The 22,927-nt window shown below is 33.5% G+C and carries 15 protein-coding genes and 1 pseudogene; 1 reads left to right on the top strand and 15 read right to left on the bottom strand.

Annotation, left to right across the window (positions count from 1 at the left end):
* Window positions 1-12: 12 nt before the first annotated feature.
* Together MY04_RS22145 and MY04_RS22140 are read right to left on the bottom strand one after the other, a co-directional pair.
* Window positions 13-603: an AbiU2 domain-containing protein gene (locus MY04_RS22145; RefSeq protein WP_066214340.1), complete on the bottom strand. Its 591-nt coding sequence runs from the start codon at window positions 601-603 to the stop codon at window positions 13-15.
* Between the two features lie 166 nt (window positions 604-769).
* Window positions 770-1,951, bottom strand: a complete 1,182-nt coding sequence (locus tag MY04_RS22140) for a tyrosine-type recombinase/integrase (protein WP_084006068.1) — start codon at window positions 1,949-1,951, stop codon at window positions 770-772.
* Between the two features lie 354 nt (window positions 1,952-2,305).
* Here MY04_RS22140 and MY04_RS22135 point away from each other — a divergent pair, with 354 nt between their 5' ends.
* Window positions 2,306-2,542, top strand: a complete 237-nt coding sequence (locus tag MY04_RS22135; protein WP_084006067.1) for a hypothetical protein — start codon at window positions 2,306-2,308, stop codon at window positions 2,540-2,542.
* Between the two features lie 241 nt (window positions 2,543-2,783).
* On the opposite strand, the gene MY04_RS22130 is transcribed toward MY04_RS22135, so the two are convergent.
* The 13 genes and pseudogenes from MY04_RS22130 to MY04_RS22070 all read right to left on the bottom strand — a co-directional run bounded on the left by MY04_RS22130 (window position 2,784) and on the right by MY04_RS22070 (window position 22,908).
* Window positions 2,784-3,617, bottom strand: coding sequence for a DUF4437 domain-containing protein (locus MY04_RS22130; RefSeq protein WP_066214462.1), 834 nt, complete (start codon window positions 3,615-3,617; stop codon window positions 2,784-2,786).
* Window positions 3,618-3,862: 245 nt separating this feature from the next.
* A complete protein-coding gene (locus MY04_RS22125; protein WP_066214460.1) occupies window positions 3,863-4,333 on the bottom strand; it encodes a hypothetical protein in 471 nt (156 codons plus the stop codon).
* A gap of 97 nt (window positions 4,334-4,430) precedes the next feature.
* Complete coding sequence (locus MY04_RS22120) at window positions 4,431-5,231, bottom strand: metal-dependent hydrolase (protein ID WP_066214457.1); 801 nt, start codon at window positions 5,229-5,231, stop codon at window positions 4,431-4,433.
* A 308-nt stretch (window positions 5,232-5,539) separates the two neighbouring features.
* Window positions 5,540-5,608: pseudogene (locus MY04_RS28360) on the bottom strand (AraC family transcriptional regulator); the annotation flags it as partial.
* A 116-nt stretch (window positions 5,609-5,724) separates the two neighbouring features.
* Window positions 5,725-8,985 (bottom strand): Ig-like domain-containing protein, encoded by a 3,261-nt coding sequence (locus MY04_RS22110; protein ID WP_066214455.1) that lies wholly within the window; start codon window positions 8,983-8,985, stop codon window positions 5,725-5,727.
* Between the two features lie 383 nt (window positions 8,986-9,368).
* The gene (locus MY04_RS22105) at window positions 9,369-12,125 is read right to left on the bottom strand and encodes an Ig-like domain-containing protein (RefSeq protein WP_066214452.1); all 2,757 of its coding nucleotides are present in this window, start codon (window positions 12,123-12,125) and stop codon (window positions 9,369-9,371) included.
* 262 nt (window positions 12,126-12,387) lie between these two features.
* Window positions 12,388-16,461, bottom strand: coding sequence for a hybrid sensor histidine kinase/response regulator transcription factor (locus tag MY04_RS22100; RefSeq protein WP_066214450.1), 4,074 nt, complete (start codon window positions 16,459-16,461; stop codon window positions 12,388-12,390).
* A gap of 359 nt (window positions 16,462-16,820) precedes the next feature.
* A complete protein-coding gene (locus MY04_RS22095) occupies window positions 16,821-18,644 on the bottom strand; it encodes an Ig-like domain-containing protein (protein ID WP_066214448.1) in 1,824 nt (607 codons plus the stop codon).
* A 368-nt stretch (window positions 18,645-19,012) separates the two neighbouring features.
* Entirely contained in the window at window positions 19,013-19,477 is a 465-nt protein-coding gene (locus MY04_RS22090; protein ID WP_066214447.1) for a DUF4265 domain-containing protein, read from the bottom strand.
* Between the two features lie 18 nt (window positions 19,478-19,495).
* Window positions 19,496-19,864: a hypothetical protein gene (locus tag MY04_RS22085; protein WP_066214445.1), complete on the bottom strand. Its 369-nt coding sequence runs from the start codon at window positions 19,862-19,864 to the stop codon at window positions 19,496-19,498.
* Window positions 19,865-19,983: 119 nt separating this feature from the next.
* Window positions 19,984-20,427: a GNAT family N-acetyltransferase gene (locus tag MY04_RS22080; protein WP_066214443.1), complete on the bottom strand. Its 444-nt coding sequence runs from the start codon at window positions 20,425-20,427 to the stop codon at window positions 19,984-19,986.
* Between the two features lie 11 nt (window positions 20,428-20,438).
* Window positions 20,439-21,536, bottom strand: a complete 1,098-nt coding sequence (locus tag MY04_RS22075) for a DUF695 domain-containing protein (protein ID WP_066214441.1) — start codon at window positions 21,534-21,536, stop codon at window positions 20,439-20,441.
* 109 nt (window positions 21,537-21,645) lie between these two features.
* Entirely contained in the window at window positions 21,646-22,908 is a 1,263-nt protein-coding gene (locus MY04_RS22070; protein ID WP_066214439.1) for an alpha/beta hydrolase-fold protein, read from the bottom strand.
* Window positions 22,909-22,927 lie beyond the last annotated feature (19 nt).

Below are 22,927 nucleotides of genomic sequence, written 5' to 3'. Positions count from 1 at the left end.
TTATGGTGATTATTATTTATTTTCGTATAAAGTTTTCAAAACATTCAAAGCAGAATACTTATCTCGTTTTATTGTTTCAAAATTAGTATCGATGCCAAGTACTTTCAATCTAATTTCACTAATAACCTCCTTTGTGAAAGTAAATATGTCAATTATTTCATTGTCTAAAATTTCAAATTCATTAATTGACAAGTCTAGATTATTATCTGTATGAGCATAAAATTTATTTCTTAAACTATTTAAATTTTTAATTATCCTATTATACTTTTCAGATTTAATAATTGACATCCACTCTTTCAAAGTACTCTTATCAATTTTATCGTTTAACAACTCTTTTTTGCAATTATATAATAGTATGTTTAATAGCTTCTCAATTGTGTAATAATCATTACTTCCTCCATAAAGTTTGTTCAATTCAAGCACTGACATACACCACAACGAATATCTAGTCATTCTTATAAATGAATTATTGTCAGCAAAAGATTTCAATTCAAGGTCTTGAGGATGATTTAACTCCATGCAAGACTTATAAAAATTAATTGATTTGACTAAGATTTGCACTCTTTTACTTAATTCCAAATCAAGTTCATCTAAACTTTCCACTTACTTTTAATTTTGCTATTCACCATAACATTTACTAAACACCACTATGTCACATTATATTTTGCTAAACACCATGGCGTTTATCCATTAGTAAAAAATTTACTACCATTAAGGTAAGAAACGACTTTAAATATTCAAACTTAAAGCATTACAATTCTAATATATATTACAAATTATCTAGTGGACTTTTTATTTCGCTTACAATTTTGGTACTCACATGAGTATAAATCTGTGTGGTCATTGCAGAGTTATGTCCTAAAAGAGATTGTATATATCTCAAATCTACTCCATTTTCTAATAAGTGAGTAGCAAATGTATGACGTAAAGTATGCACTGTAACCCTTTTTTGAATTTTCGATTTTAAAACTGCCCTCTTTAATATTTTAGCTATTGATGTTCTACTGTATTTATTCCCTTCTTTTTCTCCCTCAAAAAGGTACTTTTTCGGTCTATACTCCTTAAAATACGCTCTTAAAGTTTGGAGGTTCTTTTCTGAAAGTAGAGTATTTCTATCTTTATTACCCTTTCCTTCCACAACTCTGATCAACATTCTTTTGGAATCAATATCTTTTATTTCTAGATCTACTAATTCTCCAATTCTTAATCCTGCTGAATAAATAGTCATCAAAATAGCTTTATGCTTCAAGTTATTAATGTTGGAAAATATCGACTTTATTTCATCCATGCTTAGTACTACTGGAAGTTTATCTTTCTTTCTTGGACGTTGAACATTATAATAACAATAATCTCTATCCAATACTTTTTCTAAATAAAACTTTACTGCATTCAATGCTTGATTCTGGTAAGAATCTGACTTCTTCTCTACTGATACTAAATGAAAAAGAAACTGCTCCAAAAGTGATTTAGACTGCTGTCCCTCCTCAATATTTCTTAAATCTTTATAGCCTTTTTGCTCTAGATAATCCAAGTACCTGTACAACATACTTGTATAGGTATTTGCTGTATTTATAGAATATCTAAAAAGCTCTAGTTTTTTAACCAATCCATTTAAATGTATTGCCTTATGTTTTGGGTATTGTTGCTGAATTTTCTTATACAATAATTCATAACTCATTTCTTCACCTTGAGTCAGTGTCTCTTTATTATTACTTTGAAACACAGCTTTAGTATCTACCCATGCAATTCCTTTAAAAGTAGAAAATACCGCTTGAACACTCTTATATCCATCAGGGATATAAACACATTCTAACTCCTTATTCCATTTTACATCTGGAAGTGTTTTGATAAGTTTCTTTATTCCTTCAGTCATTGGAAAACTTACTTTAATAAATTTTTGGTTATGAATCTTAATTGGATTCAATCGAATTGTCAGATTTACCTTTGTCATACGATTGGCTTTTGAACATTAAATTTTTGACAAATTCATAAATCAAACTCTAATTATCCGAGTATTAATCGTTTATACTCGTTTATATTTGCTTATTTATTAAATTGAAGTTCTATATTACGTAAACTATAATTCTCTGATAAGAATTAGAATTCATTGCTTAACAAACTTAGATTCATGAAAGACAAAAAATGCCTGTATTGTCAAAAAACAATTTTGATGGGTCGGACGGATAAAAAATTCTGCTCAAACACCTGTCGATACGCATATAATAACGAAATACTTAGTCAACGTTATTTCAATAAAATTCATCACGAAAAAATCATTAACGAGAACTATAAGATATTACGGAGATTGTGCCCTCATGGAAAAGGTACAGTAAGAAGAAGTACTGTTGAGGAAATGGGATATAACTTTAAGTTCTTCACTTCTTTTTACAGAACCAATAAGAATAAAACCTACTTCTTTTGTTACGACCTTGGGTATACACCTATTATTGATTATGGTAAAGAAAAACTTTTGATTGTCACTTGGCAAGATTATATGAATGATTATCAATTTAATCCATGGAAAGGTGTTAGTAAACAGTAAAATAATCAACACATAATCTCCTTTGTCATTTACATCATTCTGACATGTAATATATTCCATTAGCTTACTTGTAAATGTCATTTTCCACCATTGTATCAAGATCAGTAAAAGCCGTAGCTGATCTTCAGACTTGATATAAAAATGGCCATGTTTTACTCTTATAAAACACGGCCATTTAAAGTTAAAGCATATCTTTTTTAAAAATGATTCTCTAATGATTATTGATTCCTATCAGTTTGTATTATTTTACTTTTAACGATCCGTTGGTCCTGATATAAATTACAGTTTCATTTTTAGTAGATAGTGTATGTTTAGCACTATCCGTAGATGTAAAATAACTTCCTGCATCTAAGTGTTTTAATTCTTTATTTTGAGGTAAAGTATAATCCACTCCTTCACTAATTACTACTGCATGGAAAATCGATCCTTCGCTTAATAACTCCCCTTTAAAATTCTTGGGTAATTTGATAAATAATCCTTGAAGACCATCTTTTTCCCAAAGGAAATTTATTTTGGTTAACTGACTTACCCAGTTCGAGCGATCACTACCTAACCATACAATATTCGATACATCAATATTTATTGGACGCTCACCATTGTCAATAGCTTGATCGGTCGGTCTTACCAAATAAGGTCCTTTATCAATTTCTACATAGGCAATATTTTCTTTCCCTTTGGCTGATGTAATGTGTGCCTCACCTTGTGGCTGTGTCCAAAAACTGCCCGGCTTCATCCACATGTTCTCCGCTTTAGGATCGTCGTTGTGAATCGTTCCTTTAATCACCACCGCTCGGTAAGTAACATTATGAATATGAGGTGGAGATGAAAATCCATCAACGAACTTGGCCAAGAAACCTGTAGGCACTTCTCCTTTTCTATCGCCAAATATAGTCCCTGCCTGTGGGCTTTTGTCTCCTCTTGCTGGGTTAAGTTTTTCCCAAACAATTTCTGAACTTAGCTTTACTTTGTTTGTTGGATTATTGATAACTACCTCTTCATCAGATTTCTGATTTTGAGTAGTACATGAAATAAATAGTCCAATGATTAATAGTGAATTTAGTATTCTGTAGTACATTATTTAATTTGATTGATATGATTTATTTAGTATTTGATTTATTTTTTTTGATAAAAATCTCTTCCGAAAGTATCAATGTGCTTTTTTGAAATTCTCAAATCTTTGTTTCCAGCGTATTTCCTCACTCATATTTAATATTTTAATAACAAAAATACTTGTATTGATTTAAACTACAAGATTCATTATAAAATAAAGAGTAATTGGAGTTTTTCTAATTTGAATAATAATTTTTTTTAAACCTTTCCTTACTTAAAATTCAATGATTTCACTTTCCAATCTCCATTATCATTTATGAGTTCAATATTTACCCTTGTTCCTCCTTTTGTTCCATAGGCACTAAATTCAAACTGTGATTCCTCTGCACTACATGAACCTGTTACTTGGTCACCTATACTTCTAAAATCACCAATAATTTCTTCCAATTGTTTATCTACTTGAATTATTTGAACAGTTGTGTTAAACGCTGAAGAATTTCTTAAAATCGAATTTCCTAAAAAAGTCACGAACATCCCGAAAGCCAAACAGAATGCAAAAAACTCCCTAAAAAAGTTCTTCAAAAGTAAATCAAGAATTTCATCAAAAATTGATTTTTTGTGGTTAGGATCATTTGGGTAGGGTATTGGATTTTTTATGCGTAAAGGTATCCAAATCAAGACACCAATTAGGAAAAGTATTGGTCCTAAAACCACTCCGTGTCTTAAGTATGGTATTAACATCAGCTATTATCCCAACAAAATGAAGAGGAAGACCAATCCATATTAATGCTTTATATGTTGTTTTTAAGTTCATTTGATGGTTTTAGTTAAATATTTTTTAAAAGTATAAAGGAATTCTATTATCAATTTCTTCCATAATATGATAAAGTTTCTGACCTAGAATATCTTTCTGAATTTGTTTGGATTGATATTCAAACTCACTGTATTTGTTGGTATGACCCGAGTATTTAAAACTCATTGGTCGAGTATTCACTTGATAAAGAAAAAGAAGAGTACCCATGAGAAAAGTAGTAGTCGTTAATTTTATTCTAAAAGTTCGATTCGAATTTTTAATGAGATTAAAACATATATTGAATAATATCACAACTAAAATGATTAATGTTAAATCGTAGTTGTTCCACCACCATATTTTACCAAATCCCCCAATGTAATTTGAACTTGGAAAGAAAAAATTGACCCCTCCCCATACACTTGCCGGTGTGGGCATGTCTTCGAATAGATGGAAAATGAAACCAAGGCAAAAAGCGAAGTATTTAAGGTATTGCGTTTTTAGATGGTTCTTAATTTCAGCTATTGAAGAATAGCGTTTGATAATACAAATAATGACAATGAACAAAAGAGATAAAACAATGGGCATCATCAAAGAGTGAAAAACTGCGTGATGTGAATACCAAAATTTTTCACCATAAATCACTCTACCTGTACTTTCTAAATGAAAGACTTTACCAAAAGTAGCATCAAATTTTGACCATAATGATATAGCGTCTATATCTGGTAATGCACCACCAAAGCCGCCTGCCAATAGAATCATTAATTTGTCTGTCCACTTCTTTTTAGAGAATGAAGCGGCTACCGTTCCTACAGCTACTCCTGTTAATGTGTGAGAGATGATATCCATAGTATGTTGAATTTCTTAACGTCTTCTTTTATGATATTTACACGCTTTTATGAGCCACTCCTCGAAGTCGAATCAATTATACTTGCACTACATACATAGATAAATAAATAGGTTTGGTATCCAATGAGGAATACGCCAATACAATTGTACAATTAGTGGTATAATTAAAAAGTCAGCTTCCGCTTTAGTAAAAATTTGCTTAAAGTACTAAAATACACCATCACATTTTATTCAGCAATACAATATACATCTTTAGTTACAAACATCAACTCTCTCTATTTATTTTGTCCAAAATTTATTTTTCCTTTTTAGTTCATATTAATATACTCTTTAGGACTCATCCCTACTTTCTTCTTAAATAATCTCGAGAAATATTGAGGGTATTCATTCTAATCCCAGTTTGAAGGAAGTATAATTTTAATTGATAAAGGAGCTGTGAAAAGGTTAGTAAAAACCTTTTCGAAACAGCTCCCTGTACTCTTAACCCAAGGGGTTATTCAATAATTATTCTTTCTGAATAGAATTGTGATGGTCCTTGTAAGGTTAAAACAAATAAACCTTTTAAGTTACCCGTATTGATGGTAATTTTGTCAGCAATAATTTGCTGTTTAAATACCACCTGACCTTGCAGTCCGAATATCATTACTTCATTCACTCCTTCCATTCCGTTCAAATTAACATTTATAGTTCCTGTTGAAGGGTTTGGATAAACGCTAATATTGGAATTTGTTTTATCAGTTATTGTTCGTGACGAAGAAGTGTTATTTGTGCTCACTTCTTTCCAACCACTGCAAGAACTAGGTACGCAATTTCCAGTTTTAACGCCACTGCTCCATACTACTTCATATAATACACCGTTGTACATCACCTGTGCTCCTTGTGGATATGCTTTTGGTTCCCATTCGGCAACAGTTGCTTCAGTAAGTACATTTATTTCTGCTGTTGCTGTATAGTTCCCATCTAAAGTTGTTGTTGTAATAAGAACCGTTCCTTTACTAACTGCAGTTACCACACCATTGTTAACCGTTGCAACAGCTAAATTACTTGAACTCCAAGTTACAGCTTTGTTGCTTGCATTAGAAGGGAGTATATAAGCTGATAATGTTACTTCTCCATCACTATCTATAGATGCGGCATTTGTATTTAGTGTAACTCCAGTTACTGGAATGTCATCATTTTCTTCAATCAACTTAAAGTCATCCACATAATATGATCCACCGTCATCATTCCAGCTCCATATTCTGTATTGTAAGTTATCACTACCGGTAGTGAAAGTAATGGAATGAGATTGATAGCTAGTAGTGGTATATAAGCGGTTTTCGATGAAATTTCCTGTAGATTCATTGGTTAAACCCAAATAGAACGATTGACCTACTTGCCCAACTTTACCATAAGCACTTAATACATAAGTCGTATTAGCATTTAAGTTTATAATTTGGAAAATACCGCCACTTCCGTCAATATAACCGGCATTACTACCTGAACGTTGGTTGTTAGTAATAACACTAGATGAACCATTAAACGTCCATGAAACACTGCCCGACTCAAAACCTGGATTCAATAACAAATTAGTTTCAATAGGTTCTGATCTTACAGTAACATCTACTGTTGAAGAGAAATTACCATCCATTGTATTTACGGTGATAGAAGCTGTGCCTGTTCCAATTGCCATTACACGCCCCGAATTAGATATTGTTGCAACATTAGTATTACTAGAGGTCCAGCTTACTTCTTTTGTACAAGCATTTGCAGGAAGAACAGTTGCTGTAAGCTGATAACTGTCATTAACAGTTAAATCAAGAGTGCTTGACACAAGACTAACACTAGACACAGGAATATTTACAGTCACTTGGCTAGTTGCTGTAAAGCCTCCGTCTAATGTTGTAGCTGTAATGTTTGCTATACCGCAAGCTATTGCTGTTACTACACCATATTCGTCAACTGTAGCTACCGACTCATTACTTGATGTCCAGCTTACTCGTTTGTTTGAAGCATTTTCAGGTGCAACAGTTTCATCCAAATCAACTGTTTGTCCATCATTAATCGTCACTTGGCTTGGGGTTACAGTAATTCCACTCACAGGTTCACCCCCACTATCACCTACTCCGTTATAAGCACCGATGCTAATATTTCCTGAAGCATAGTCAACAGGATTCCCATAATAATCTTGAGTTGGGTAAGGTGGTAGGTCTGCAAATATACCCGTACCTGCTCCAGGAATAGCAGGGCCTGGATTCGTAATTCCACTATATAGGGCGGGGCTGTTACTGTTTAATTTATACTTATCCGCTCCGCTTCCTGTATTTGTAAACGAAGGATCCGCATTTACTTGGTTGTTGTCATAGTCTGTAAACCTTGAGTCGATATTACCAAAATATAGGTTATTATCTACCACGAAAGGAGCATCATTTGTTTTAATTACAGTATGCTTTGTACCTATACCTCCACCGTTAATAGTATAGAAGATATTATTAAAAATGTGGGTATCTTTGGCATCAATCTCAATACACGTCTCGAAATTCCTGTCAAGCACCATTGTATTGTTGTAGATGTAATTCACCTCGCAACGAACTGGTTTTTTATTCATGATATCAGGGCTAATCCAAATGGTATGGTTACTGTTCCACCATGCTCCAGTTACACCACCATCTTCACGCCAACCGTCGTTCACACTCACGTTAAATCGATAAACTGAATTGTTGCTTCCTCCAAGAATTTCAACAAAACCACCCTCACAATCAATCATGTAGTTGTACTGAATAAATGTGTAGTCGTTTTCGTTGTCTACGTGTGCACCGTGAGAATCTAAATAGCCTCTAGAACTAATACAAGAGTTGTATTGAACTACTGTATTAATCGAGTGCCAATTCCATACAGCACTACCTCTTCCAGGCATTCTTGGGTCAGTACTTGCTCCAGGATGGTCAAACATATTATGCTCAATCAAACAGTTGTAGGTGCGCTGTGGCAATACGGATGAGCCACCTAAGTGGTCGAATGTACAATTGCGCACAACCACATCTTGAATGCGGTTCATCTTATCAGTACCATTTCCAATTGCATTTGCACCATCGTGTTTAAAGTGTACTCCCAATCGTTGAATATCCGTAAAGTAGGAATCTTCAACCAATACATTTTGGATATTCCTCACCTTATCCAATGTGTTTTGGATATTGTAAACACGAATGGCTGAAACCTCCAGTTTATCAAAATCTGGTTTGTAGAGAATCGGCTCAACCGCATAGACACTTTTAAACGTCATGTTTCGGAACACAAAATTCTTAAGGGATGTGTTGTCTGTAAAGTTACGAATATGGATGCCAAAAGCTTTCTTGCTGTCAACATCATAGCGGTCTACCGTCCTGTTGTTTTGAATTTCAAGTCCGTCAAATACAATGTTGTCATTGTTTTCGACAAGAATAGCCTGCATATAGTCTCCGCCACCAGCTTCTCCAACTTGTCCTGTCACAATCGGTTTACTTCCAGTACCATAAGAAGTAATTATAATTGGATTACCTTCTGCACCAGATCCATTTACAATAAATTCTCCTCTGAATGTTTCATTCGATTTAAATAAAACTCTATCGCCTGGACCTAGTTGGATACTATTCATTTTCGATAAAGTTTTCCAAGGGGAATTGGCACTAGTTCCTGCGTTTGTATCGCTTCCGGATACACTGCTGAGGTAATAATCCTCGGCATAAATAGCTGAGCATAAAATACTTGCTAAAATAAGAAATAACGTTCTTTTCATTTCAGTACGTGTTAAAATTTAGTAAATAAGTAAGTATTACATTTCACTCAATATTATGAACATCGATTCTAACACATATAACTGTAAGTAAAAAGCTTATCACTCCACGTATATTTATCTATAAATCACTGTTTTTGCGACATTTACACACTTTCAATATAGAAGTTTGTATGACAAGGTTGATTTTGGATTAATATTCTGAATTCGGTTTATGAGTGTTTGGGAGAGTTATTCAACCGAATCTTAAGTGAGTACTAAATGTATGATCTTGTGATCACTTTTTTATTTGATTTCTTGAAAACTTCTTAGTTTTAAAGAATTAGGAGCTGTGAAAAAATAAGCAAATACTTTTTCTCAGCTCCATGTAATTTTCTTTAAGGAGGTTATTCAATAATTATTCTTTCTGAATAGAATTGTGATAGCCCTTGTACAGTTAAAACAAATAACCCTTTTAAGTTACCCGTATTTATGGTGATTTTATCTGTAGTAACCTGCTGTTTAAACACCAACTCACCTTGTAGTCCGAATATTTTCACTTCACGCACCCCCTCCATTTCGTTCAAATTAATGTTTATAGTTCCTGTTGAAGGGTTTGGATAAACTTGAATATTTGAATTCGTTTGATTAGTTATATTTCGTGCAGAAGATGTGTTATTTGTACTAACTTCTTTCCAACCACTACAAGAACTAGGAACGCAACTTCCTGTCTTAACGCCACTGCTCCAAACTACTTCGTATAAAATACCATTGTACATCACCTGTGCTCCATGGGGGTATGCTTTTGGTTCCCATTCTGGAACGGTAGTATCAGAAAGTATGGTTAATGTGAAATCATCAATATAGTATGCTCCACCCTCATCATTCCAACTCCATATTCTATATTGTAGGTTACTGCTCCCGGTTGTGAAAGTGATAGACTGAGCTTGATAGCTAGTAGTCGTAAATAAACGGTTTTCGATGAAATTTCCAGTTGATTCATTTGTTAAGCCCAAATAAAACGATTGACCTGCTTGTCCTACTTTCCCATAAGCACTTAATTCGTAAGTCGTGTTAGCCTTCAAATTTACAATCTGAACAATGCCCCCACTTCCGTTTATGTAACCAGCATTACTTCCCGAACGTTGGTTGTTAGAAACAACACTAGATGAGCCATTAAACGTCCATGAAGTGCTACCAGATTCGAAACCAGGGTTCAAAATCATATCAGATCCAACTGATTCTGACTGTACAGTAATATTTGCTGTTGCAGTATAATTACCATCTAAGGTATTTACTGTTATGGTAGCAGAGCCTACTCCAACTGCTGTTACAAGTCCCGAATTAGATACCGTTGCAACATTTGAATTACTAGATGTCCAGCTAACTTGTTTGTTTGCTGCGTTTGCTGGTTCAACAGTTTCATCTAAATCAACTGTCTGCCCTACATTAATAGTCACTTGGCTTGGTGTTACAGAAACTCCACTCACAGATTCACCTGCACTATTTCCTGCTCCGTTATATGCACCGATACTAATATTTCCTGAAGCATAATCAACTGGGTTGCCATAATAATCCTGAGTTGGGTAAGGTGTTAGATCTGCAAATATACCTGTTCCGGCTCCAGGAATAGCCGGACCAGGATTTTTAATTCCCTTTTGCAGGGCAGGGCTGTCGCTATTCAGTTGGTATTTATCGGCTCCGGTTCCTGTATTTGTAAATGAAGGATTCGCATTTACTTGGTTGTTGTCATAACCAGAAAATCTTGAGTCAATATTACCAAAGTAAAGATTGTTGTCTACAACAAAAGGAGCATTGTTGGTTTTTATTACAGTATGTTTTGTTCCTATTCCACCACCATTGGTCGTATAAAAGATATTATTGAAAATGTGGGTGTCTTTAGCATCAATTTCAATACACGTCTCGAAATTTTTGTCAAGCACCATTGTGTTGTTATATATGTAATTCACCTCACAAAGGTCTGGTGCTTTGTTCATAATATCAGGAGTAATCCAAATAGTGTGGTTGCTGTTCCACCATGATCCAGTTACACCACCACCATCTCTCCAACCGTCGTTCACACTCACATTAAATCGGTAAACTGAATGGTTACTACCTCCTAGAATTTCTACAAAACCACCTTCACAATCAATCATATAATTGTACTGAATAAATGTGTAGTCATTTTCGTTGTCAACATGTGCTCCATGAGAATCTAAATAACCTCTAGAGCTAATGCATGAATTGTATTGTACTACTGTATTGATGGAATGCCAATTCCACACAGCACTTCCCCTTCCTGGCATTCTTGGATCAGTACTCGCTCCCGGATGGTCAAACATGTTATGCTCAATTAAGCAATTGTAAGTTTGCTGTGGCAATACAGATGAACCTCCTAAATGGTCGAAAGTACAATTACGCACTACCACATCCTGAATTCTGTTCATCTTATCGGTACCAACTCCATCTGCATTTGCTCCATCGTGCTTAAAGTGTACACCCAATCGCTGAATATCTGTAAAGTACGAATCTTCAACTAATACATTTTGAATATTCCTCACCTTATCCTGGGTGTTTGGGAGATTGTAAACCCTGATTGCTGAAACCTCTAGGTTATCAAAATCTTCTCTGTGAAGAATCGGCTGAACAGCATAAACACTTCTTAAAGTCATATTGCGTAACACAAAATTCTTTAGAGATTTATTTGAAGTAAAGTTACGAATGTGGATGCCAAAGGCTTTTTTACTGTCTACCCCACTACGGTTTACTGTCCTGTTGTTTTGTACTTCAAGGCCATCAAATACGATATTGTCATTATTTTCGACAAGAATAGCCTGCATATAATCTCCTCCTCCGGCTGCCCCGACTTGTCCTGTAATAATCGGTTTACTACCTGTACCATAAGAAGTAATTACAATTGGGCTACCTTGAGTACCAGATCCATTTACAATAAATTCTCCTTTAAATGTTTCGTTTGCTTTAAATAAAACTCTATCTCCGGGGCCTAGTTGTACACTACTAATTTTCGATAAAGTTTTCCATGGGGAATTGGTACTTGTTCCTACGTTTGTATCACTACCAGATACACTGCTAAGATAATAGTCCTTAGCATAAATACCTGTCCATAATATACTTGCTAGTATAAGTAAAATAATTCTTTTCATTGTGTAGCTGTTAAAATTTAGTAAATCACTATTAAGTCACCTTCAATATTATGAACATCGATTCTAACACATATAACTGTAAGTAAAAAGCTTAGAACTCTACGTATACTCACACTCTACTTGCTGTACTACAGGTATTTATATTTTTATAAAATAATCAATTAACTTTTCTAAAGTTCAAATGTATAATAGCTTATTTGGTCTTTTTTCTTTATATGTTGGTTGGTTGCATTGAGTAATTAGTCGATCAAAAAAGAAGGCTTCAGGTCTTCTTGTTCTTGAAATCTTCAACATACTGTGATGGAGTCATTTTTAGTTGCTCTTTAAATACACGGTTAAAATGAGGCCGATTCTTAAAACCGGCAGATACAAAAGCATCAGCAATAGACATATTTTCTGTTGTTAGAAATTCAGCCGCTTTTTTTACTCTGTATGCTTTTAATACATCGTAAGGAGTTTGATTGGTCAATGCTTTTACTTTTTTAAAGAAATAGGACCTGTTGAGGTAAAGGTGTCTTGCGAAATAATCCATATCAATTTCAGGATTACTTAAATTTTTCTCCATTAAATCATAAAGTTTTTCAATAAATGCAACATCAGCACCTGAGAATTCTTCTGCTTTAAGTGTTAGAGGTATGTTAACATTGAACCGTTCCCGCAATTGTTTTCTAGTTACTAATATCGATTCAATATTCGATACCAAATATTGGATATCAAAAGGTTTGGTTATATAACTATCGGCACCTTCTCTCAAACCTTGCACTTTATCTGGTAGCTCAGCACAAGCTGTTAGTAAAATAACGGGTATATGGCTTGTTTTTATATCTGATTTTATTTTACGACACAGTTCAAAACCATTTATTTCAGGCATTAATACATCACTAACAATTAGGTCGGGCCACTCATTTTCTAACGCATCAATACATAACTGTCCGTTGTTAAAGGCTGTTACTTCGAAAGTATCTTTCAGGCTATTTGAAATAAAGTCTCTCAACTCAACGTTATCTTCCACCAAATAAACGGAAGCTTTTTGAATAGCTACATTTACTGATAGTTTTTTCTCGTTTGCATTTATCGTGATATTTTCGGAAGGTGTACTTCTTTCAACTTTTAATGTCGCTTTTTCCTCTTGATATATTTCTTCAGATACACTTTTTGTCACTATTGGTAGAACAACTGTAAATATTGTTTCCACATTTGGTACACTTTCAACTGTCACTTCCCCATTATGCATTTCAATCAAACGTTTTGAAAAGGCAAGACCAATTCCAGCTCCTTCTACATTAATTGTATTTCTTGCTTTGGATCTGTAAAATCGCTCAAATATGTGCGGGATATCTTCTTCGGTAATGCCAATGCCAGTATCTTTTATGTCTATACATAATTTAACATCGTCTATTCGATATGATATTTCAATACGGTCATTCGGTTGAGTGTATTTAAAAGCGTTATTCAACAAATTATTGAAAACCCTTTCCAATTTATCCTTATCCGCATACACAAAAATAGTATCGTCTTGATGAAGGAGGAGCAAATGCTTTTCGTGCATATTGGCCATGAATTCGAAATTTGCTATAATTTCATCAAGAAAAATATTTAGGCAAAAATGAGAATTATTTAATTTTGGATGTACAGCATCAGATTGCTGGAATTCATGCACTTGATTAATCAACTGTACTACCTTTTGGGATTGTTGCTGAATAATTCTAAGGTTTTTCAATAGCTTCGGTTGGTTGCTATACTCATTCAAAAGAAGTTCCGCAGGACCAGCAATTAATGTAATCGGTGTCTTAATCTCGTGCGATATATTCGAAAAATATTGAAGTTTAGCCTTATTTATTTCATCTACTCTTTCTTTTTCTATTTGCTTGAGTTGCATGCTATGTTGCAACCTTAATATTTTCATTCGATATTTAATTATTCCGTATATAAATACAATGGCTAAAATTATGTAAACCATACGCATTATTAGCGTATTCCACCAAGGTGGATTAATTGTAATTTCTATTTCGCGAACATCTGTCCATTCTCCATTCGAATTTGAGGCCATAGCCTCAAACACATATTTACCGGTTTGTAAAGCATTAAATTGAATGTATTTGTTGTTGCTTGTAACCTTTACCCATTCTGTATTAATGGGGTGCAAACGATATTTAAGATAATAACTATTAGGGTTAGAATAATGAGGAGAAATCAGTTCTATCGAAAAACTATTTTCATTATGATTTAATTGTAAATTCTGTGTATTGTTCAGGTTCTTCTGTAAAAGTACTCTATTATCAACAGTGTCACCAGGGGAAATGGTGGTACCAAACACCTTCAACTTACCAAAGTGCAATATAGGATGTTCCTTTGCTACCTTTTTACCAATATTTGTATTGAAATAAAAGTACCCGTAATCTGAACTCAATAAAACGATGTCATTATCAAGTATTGCAGCCCCAGGTCTAAATTCATCAAAGGGTAAACCCTGTTCTTTATAAAACTTTCGAATACTTTGTTGAGGAGGATCTAGGTAGTTCAAACCAAAATTGGTTGGTATCCACAAACAGCTGTTTTTATCAATTAGAATATTTTTAATAATATTCGATGTTAATCCATCTTGTTCTGTATAGCGTTTGAATTGTAAAGTTCTTTCTCCTTCAATTGCTTTACACAGCCCACCCTGTGTACCGACCCATAAATCTTTATTTGGTGCTCTTTTTATGGCAGTAACAAAATTATCAATTAATGTGCTTTTATCATTTTCGCAAGTGTAAAACTGCTCTATTGGAAGAGAGTTTAAAGCTTTTCCTTTTTCCAGTTTAATTCGGTACAATCCATTCTGATTGCTTCCAAGCCAGATATACGGCAATAGGGGGTCTGGATAAATTTTAGACACTTTTGGAAAGTTATTATCAATAAAAAACGGGTGCATTTTAAGCACTTCACAATTTGCCAGCTTTCCTTTACCATCCAATGAAAGTTTATACACGTAATCACGGCAGTGAATCCATATATTCCCATAAAAATCTTCCACAAATTCTCTAAAATTAAATTGTTTTTGGAGGTTTTCATGCTGAATAATATCGAATTTTTTATTATGGTTCTCTAGTTTGATAATTGTATTATTCGCATATCGAATCCATGTATTCTTTTTAGAATCAATAAATATATTACTGAGTTTAGCAGATGAAAAACTTGAAAAGTCGGCATATTTTTCCTCATTTTTTTTAGTTGTGGTATTTAACAGTTCTAATTCTTTCGAGTTTGGGTTGACAAATACCCGTTGACTGTCTAACACCGAAAATGTAATTATTTTGTTCGGATAAACACCCGGATTAGTTTTGAAATGGTCGTCGACATAATGAAACGGTTTATCTTCGGAGTCAAATTTATACACCCCATTTTCCCTTGTAGATACCCAACATGTATTGCTTTGAGTTGGTAGTATATGACGTACTTTGCAAAGTTCGTTTTCTAGTTCGAATTTTGAAATTGTTGTTGGTTTGGCCGCTAGTACTTTGCTTAAATTATTTACGCGAATCAAGCCATTATTGAATGTTCCGAACCATAGATTATTCAGGTTATCTATGGTTGCAGAAATAAAACGATAGGATTGAAGATCTTTAGATAATAGAGTATACGAAAACGTATTGTGTTCTATTTTGTAAGATAATATTGCGAAACCTAAATGGGGTGTTACTAAGATTTTGTTCTTATCAAAGCCGAGAATCGAATTGGAGTACTGAATTTGCGGATCAATTATTCTAACAAATTTTTGAGTGTTTTTATTGAAGTGAACAAGCCCTTTCGTGGCACTTAATAAGAAATTAGATTCATCTAATATAATAGCATCATTAATAGACACCTCTTTGTAAAATGCTTTATTTGGGAAGTGATATTCACGAACGAATTGAAACGCTGAATCAAAAACAATAATGCCATTCTGTTCTGTAAAGCAATATATGTTTTTACTTTTCGGCTCTTCGATTAATTTACTAACAAAAAGACCTTTGGTTGGAGCAAAGTCATCAGAGGCAGATAACACTGTTGTAAATGTATCCGAGGAATAATTATAAACAGAGATTCCCGTATCAGTTCCAATCCATATACGACCTTTGGAATCTTCGGTTATGCATCGGATATTGTTGCTTATTAATGACGTATTTTTTGAAGAGTTTTTATAAACCGTAAAATCATATCCATCGTACCTATTTAATCCATAAAATGTACCAACCCACAAGTATTTTTTAGAATCTTCGAACGTAAAAGTGACATCATTATAAGAAAGTCCATCTGAGGCAGTGAGCTGTTGTGTATAATTTAAAGGTGTTTGAGCAACAACCAATTCCATTGAGCAAATGAGGATACAGAGATAGAAACACTTTAACATAATAGCTTGGTATTTATTGTTTTCATGTTTTTAAAAAAGCTGTACGATTATTAAGGGATTGTGTTCGAAAATAAGTGGTTGATCTTTTTCCATTTATTGAACAAAACTCCAAATTCGTAAATTTGATATAACTATTAAACCTACCCTACTCTATTAATTTACCCTATTCCATTTATCAAAATCCCTTCAGGTATTAGCTAGGTCCTCATTCAGTTTCTTTATTCTAGAAGCAATTGGAACATCATGAGAACCTAGATTATAAACTTGACTCTTAGTTATAAATTATTCGAGTCATTACATCTTCATCAAAACTAATTTACTTATGGACAAACAACTAACTTTCTTGAAATATGAAAGTTGTCACTTCTTAAGGTAATTATATACAGACCATTCATAAGCTTTAACTTAGAATCACTAATATGGATACTTTTCATTAAGCCAGAATAGTACTTATAAAAAACACGTTCCCCATTAATATTGTGAATTGACATAGAAACATTATTCATGGGGTTGTTGAAGTCTATGTATAAATCCTTGTGATTATAAGGGTTTGGATAGATATGTAAGCTATTATTCACTTCCTTTTCAATATTCAGAATAGCATCCCCCACATAAATAGGTACAGTTGCTATAAAATTCCCATCAGTCGTATTGATAGTTATTATTGTTTTACCATTATTAATACCCGTTACGGCTCCCCATTGATCGACATAAGCAATAGATTCATCCGCAGAGGTCCAACTAACACCTTGATTAGTCGCTGTTGTCGGGCTTATTGTTTGAATTAAATTATCAGTTTCTCCTATACCAATTTTTAATATTGATGGATTTATTTCTAGGTTGCTAACAGAGATAATGTCAGTATTTGAAGTACAGTTCTGATTTGTATTACTCCATCTTGAAACAATTAATGAATTCTCTGGAAAATTAAATGATTTTGAACCGAGTTCATTTTCTGATGGTATATGGACTTTGTAATATCTAGGATCCTCATCCGCAACACTGCTAGCAGTATATAATATTGGAGCAATTGTAGGTCCTTCAAAGAAACGTCCTCCTGTTCCTTCAACAGGTGTATCATTCATCATATCACGCATATGACAAGGCACTGATTTAAAATTTCCATCTTTAATATGGGCTTTCAAGCCATATGTACTTGTCACATCAGTAATTCTAGAGTCTATATCAAAACTACCAATATCATCTGCATCTCTATCTACAAAAGCTCTATCAATTCTGACAGTAGCCATACAACTTGTCGCCTCTATTTTTTCTACATCAAACCATCCATTAGTTATCCCCCAAGGTTGGATCATTACTGCCGAATTTCCTTCATTACATTTGATATTGTATCCAGAGATCTCCGAAATTCTAGTAATTTCTCTTGGTGCATTGTAACCTGATGTTTCATGAGCATCAGTTTCAATTCTTAACGTTGCTCCTCCACTTAATGAAATGATGTTCTTGAAATGTAAACGATCGCCCACTCTCACTTGAACTGCCCCGTATCCATCATGGGCATTTTCAACGGTAATATCTTTCACCAATCCTAATCTTGCTCCTGCCCAAACGCCATTGTTGGCACTTACCCCACAATTTACTGTAGAATGTACTGTGCGTTTATCGATTACATGACAGCCCGCAATCATAAAATTCTCAAGGTCTTTAACATTAAAAGGCAAAACTCTCAAATCGTAGGAGATTTCTGACATATCAATAGTAAATTGTCCGCTAAGAGATCTAATACTAATATTAGAAATACTTGCACCTGCAAAACCCATAATAAAAATTGACTTGTCAGTTTTGTTTGATAAGACCGGTTTAACAATAGCTTTTTCATCAAACATAAGGTGAACATCAGAAAGTAGAACTATTTCTCCTAATTCCCATGTCCCTTCTGGAATCGTAATAACTCCACCACCTGATTTAGAAAGAGCATTTATATGCCCTTGTAAAGTGGGAGAATCATCTCCAGGATTATTACTTAAAGTAATTCTTTGTGCTTCTGAATATGAATCTGTGTTATCTGTAAAAAATTCGCTTTCTAATCTTTCTGAAGGTAATTTGGATGGTGCTTCTACCTGTGCAAAAGCTGTTGTTGATCCAAATAATAAAGTGATAATAATAAAATAAAATTTGCTCATGGAACAAAAATAATTCTAAAAATCAATTTGAGATGATCCTTATTATTCCAAAACTAAGACATTTTTAACTAAAAAATTAAAGATTTTACTGGGTTTAATTCTACTTGATGAAGACCTAATTATTTGAATTGTGTAAATAAATCTTGGTTGATCTTTTTTCTATTTAGGAACTGACGTTTGTAGTAACGATCTGAATGTTACTCCGTTTTTACCTGCGTTAAAATTTTCCATTGTACTAGACTTTAATATGTTACTGATTGATTAAATTATCTGATACAAATATCACGGATTCAGCAGGCGATTCACTTAAACATTTTTGTTTTGGGGGCTCCAAATAGGCTTAAAGAATAAGTTTAAAGGTTGAAAATCTAGTTTTTATTATCGTTTCTGTGTTTATCAGATAAACAGGGAGCTGCATATTCAAGTATTCCTTGGTCTTCATATTCATCCAATCTCTCTTTTATCTTCAGAAAATTACTCGAAGCTAAGATTTCCATCGAAAAGTAGTGATCTCCTAACCCTTCTGACTCGCATTGCAAGGATCTGAATTCATCACGAATAACTTCCTTATCAATTCCCTCTTTAATAATTGAAATCAATAGTATAGAATTTCCAGAAAATTTGGTGGTGTACCTGTAAGTCAACATTTGTTCTGACTCATCGTATTCTGCAAAAAATTCATCATCAGTAGCTATTTGAGGTCCATAAAAAGGAATACTATCCAACTTGTAAATCCCATTCTGTTTATCTACCTCAATTGCCCACATGGTCTCTACAGTTGTTTCGTCTAAGACGTTACTGAAATAGCGGAATAGTACTTTTATATGGTTCATTTTCGATTAAAGATTTTTTTACTTGTTAGGCTTTTTTAAATTAGATTTCACCAAACCCAATCCCTTCCAAAATTCATCAGGATAGCTAAGATTATTCGGTTTTCCTACCCATCCATTGACTAAATCCAATTGATACCCTTCTTCCAGTTTTTTATATTTTACCGATTGGTAAATCATAACGTCCCAATCTCCAGTATACTTTAAACTTTTCAGTGATTCAGGGTACTCACCTTCACGAATGTGATGTAACTCTATTAGTGAAATAGCTGTTTTAAAATGCTGATCTCCAAATTTTTGATTGGCTTGTTCTGTAAAGCCTTCGGGAAAACAGCTTGATAAAATCAGAATGATTGTGGTGAAGATGGTCAGTTGAATTGATTTTTTCATGATTTTCTGTTTGATTAGCTATATGATTCCACTCATTTGGGAGCTTGTCACATGAAGTTTAAGTTTGCTTTAATTAAGGTAAATATAATAAGATTTCCACAAAGGAGGAATTTAGAAATCTATAAATTATCAAGCCTCATTTTCTGATGTATAATCCCTGTCTTCTTAGAAGGATATCTATTCCCAATAGGCTGAAATCCGTTTTTAATATAAAACTGAAGGGCGGTTTCTCTTGCACTTAACTCAATACAATCCATACCGAGAGATTTACATTTATCTATTAATTCAGTCAATAGAATTCTTCCCACCCCCACTTTTTGATGTTCCTTTTGAACAGCCATCTGAGAAATTATTCCAATCGAACCCTCCGTATGTATTCTTCCGGTCCCTATCACTTTCCCCAAATTGTCTAGGAGCACGAGATGAATCCCCTCTTTTTCAAAAGGATCATTAATTAAAGCTTCAGCATTCTGCATTCCTTCAAAAAAGCACTCAATACGTATTCTTTTGGCTTGGGTGTAGAGGTCGCTTGATGGTTTGATGTATTTTAGGTTGGGGTTCATAACAATTGTATTTAATTCACATCAAACCGCTTCAATGACTTCCAATATTTATCTTTAAAAAGATCATATTCTATTTCTTCTGAATCCTTATATTTTTGCTGTAACCTATAAGCTACTTTAGACGGTTTTCTGAAATCATTACACGCAAAGTAAATCTCTCTAAGGTTGTTCGCAGATTGTCTTCCGATATATAAATAGCCGTCTTTGTCTTTTAGCTCTTCTAGTAATTCTTCCTCTAAATTATTTAGCTTTTCATAAGTACTGTCATCAGGCATTCCATTATTTGATTCTCCATCATATTTTATTTCGATATTCAACATCCAAGGATGAGATGCTTTTCTGCCCCATTTGATTAAATCAGTATTTATCGAAGCGATTAGTTTTCTGCCATTTTTGAGGGTTGCCTGAAGGATTGAGCAAGAATCAGTATCCGAGTTTGTTCTTATTCCATCGTATTTTTCTACAAATTCCTTCTGCCTCCAATTGATATATTCTTTAAGTTTACCAATCGGTATTAACTCTTCTTCTGCATCTTTACTTTCTTGAAAATCTAAGTTGTCGATTATTTCTAGGAAATTTAATTCACCAAGATAATTATCCAAAAAAATATAAACGCCATTAATTATTTCTTTCCGGTTTTGATCATTAAAATCAGAATGAATAATTGTGATGTCGATTTCATCTGGAAATTTGGGGTTATTATTTGCATAAAAGCTCAACTTTTCTTCATTGAATTTTATACCGGAAATTTCAATATCAACATCTTTAATATCAAGAGTAGGTTTTAATGCCGTAAATTTCCAATGATCAAGTTTTGGAGCGGATGCTATAAGTTCTTCGACAAAAACGACATTCTTAACTTCACCATCAGGTGTGATAATTAGTTCTACGGTATTCTTATCAAACATTCCTGTTAGAAAAAAATAATCCTCCTTTAATTCATCTAATTTGGGAGAGAGTTTATCAAAAAATCCTCTTTCTATATTGGAATGTTGCTTTACAACCTTATAAAATTTTTTTTCGTTTTTGATGAACCAATTCCAAAAATCTGCATTCGTTTTTATAGGTTCATCTTTTTTCTTTCCGAATATTTTTTCGATGAAGTTCATTATGTGAAATATTGTTTAGTGTTTGTAGAATATTATCCATCATTGACAATTCATCAATGCTATATCAATTCCTTGAAACATAGTTTGTATTTTCTTTAAAAAATTAAACTCATTGCTTCTTCCCATTTAAAGCATCAATCCTTTCTTTATAGAAATCATTTCCACTTATTTCAAAAGCTTTGTTTAAGTATTTTAAGGCATTCTCTTTATCATTTTGAGATTCGTAGTACTCTGCCATCGAATCGTATGCATTGGCGTTTGTTGGATTGTACTTAATATTCATTTCAAAAAACATGAAGGCCTTTTTGGGCTGTCCCATTTGCATAAACATATAGCCGTAACCATTTAACATTTCGTCTATCATTGGAGCAGTAGGAACGCCAAAATGTTCAGTATAGATTTTTTCCTGTTCCTTAAGTAGTGAAACTAAATCTTCAATTGGTGTCTCTGGATTATTATACTTTTGAGGGGATTTAAATTGATACCATTTAAATAGAAAAATCAGTCCATCTCTCATAGTTGGGAGTGGAACTGTACCATGTAAATCTTCATGATAAACCTTCCATGAAAAATTTAATCCATTCTGTTTTTGAGATTCAGCATAATTCGAAAACTCAATAATTGATCGAGCAAACAAAGTAAACTCTGAAGAGTCTTCCATTATATTTTCCATAGTTATTTCTTCATCCCACATATGCAATTGCTCTGCTGCTAATGATACAAAAAGAGATTTGCCTTCGTATTTCTCTGTCTTGAGTTTTTCTTTGGCTTCTTTCAATAATTTTTGATTGTCCCAATCCAAACTTGGATCTATAGCAATGTAATTTTGAAAAAGGTCTTTATGATTTATCAACATGTTTATGGTAAACAAACCAGCATAAGAATGACCAATTAGGGTGCGGTATCCCATTGTTGGATACTTGCTATCGATATATGGAATGAGTTCTTTCTCCATAAATTCTGTAAAAGCTTCTGCTCCTCCAGTTTCATTATCCATTGCTCTACCACGTCTCACCTTTATCTGTGAGGTAGTTAAATCTCTAGTTCGGTTTTTACGATTAGAAATTCCGACTAGTATCATATGAGGTAAGTAATGTCCCCAATAATTACCATAAACCGCTTCCAAAGTACTTTCTAATGAAAAACCATCCATTAGATAAATCACTGGATATTTTCTTCCATTTTCTCGCTGAAAATTATCTGGTAGTCTCACCCAAAAATCACGACTTTCATTTAATGTTTTTGAAAAGATGGAATCTTCTGTTCGATTTTGAAATTGTTCAGATTGAGATTCAGTTGTTTGTGCAATGATTTGTTGATTAAGCATTAAGATCATTCCGATCTGTGCCAATAAGTAAAAGTAATATTTCATTGTTTCTTTTAAGTTTAGT

The sequence above is a fragment of the Flammeovirga sp. MY04 genome (assembly GCF_001682195.2).
GTDB lineage: Bacteria > Bacteroidota > Bacteroidia > Cytophagales > Flammeovirgaceae > Flammeovirga > Flammeovirga yaeyamensis.
The sequence above is the reverse complement of the archived record's forward strand: the minus strand, read 5'-3'. Positions and strand labels throughout refer to the sequence as shown.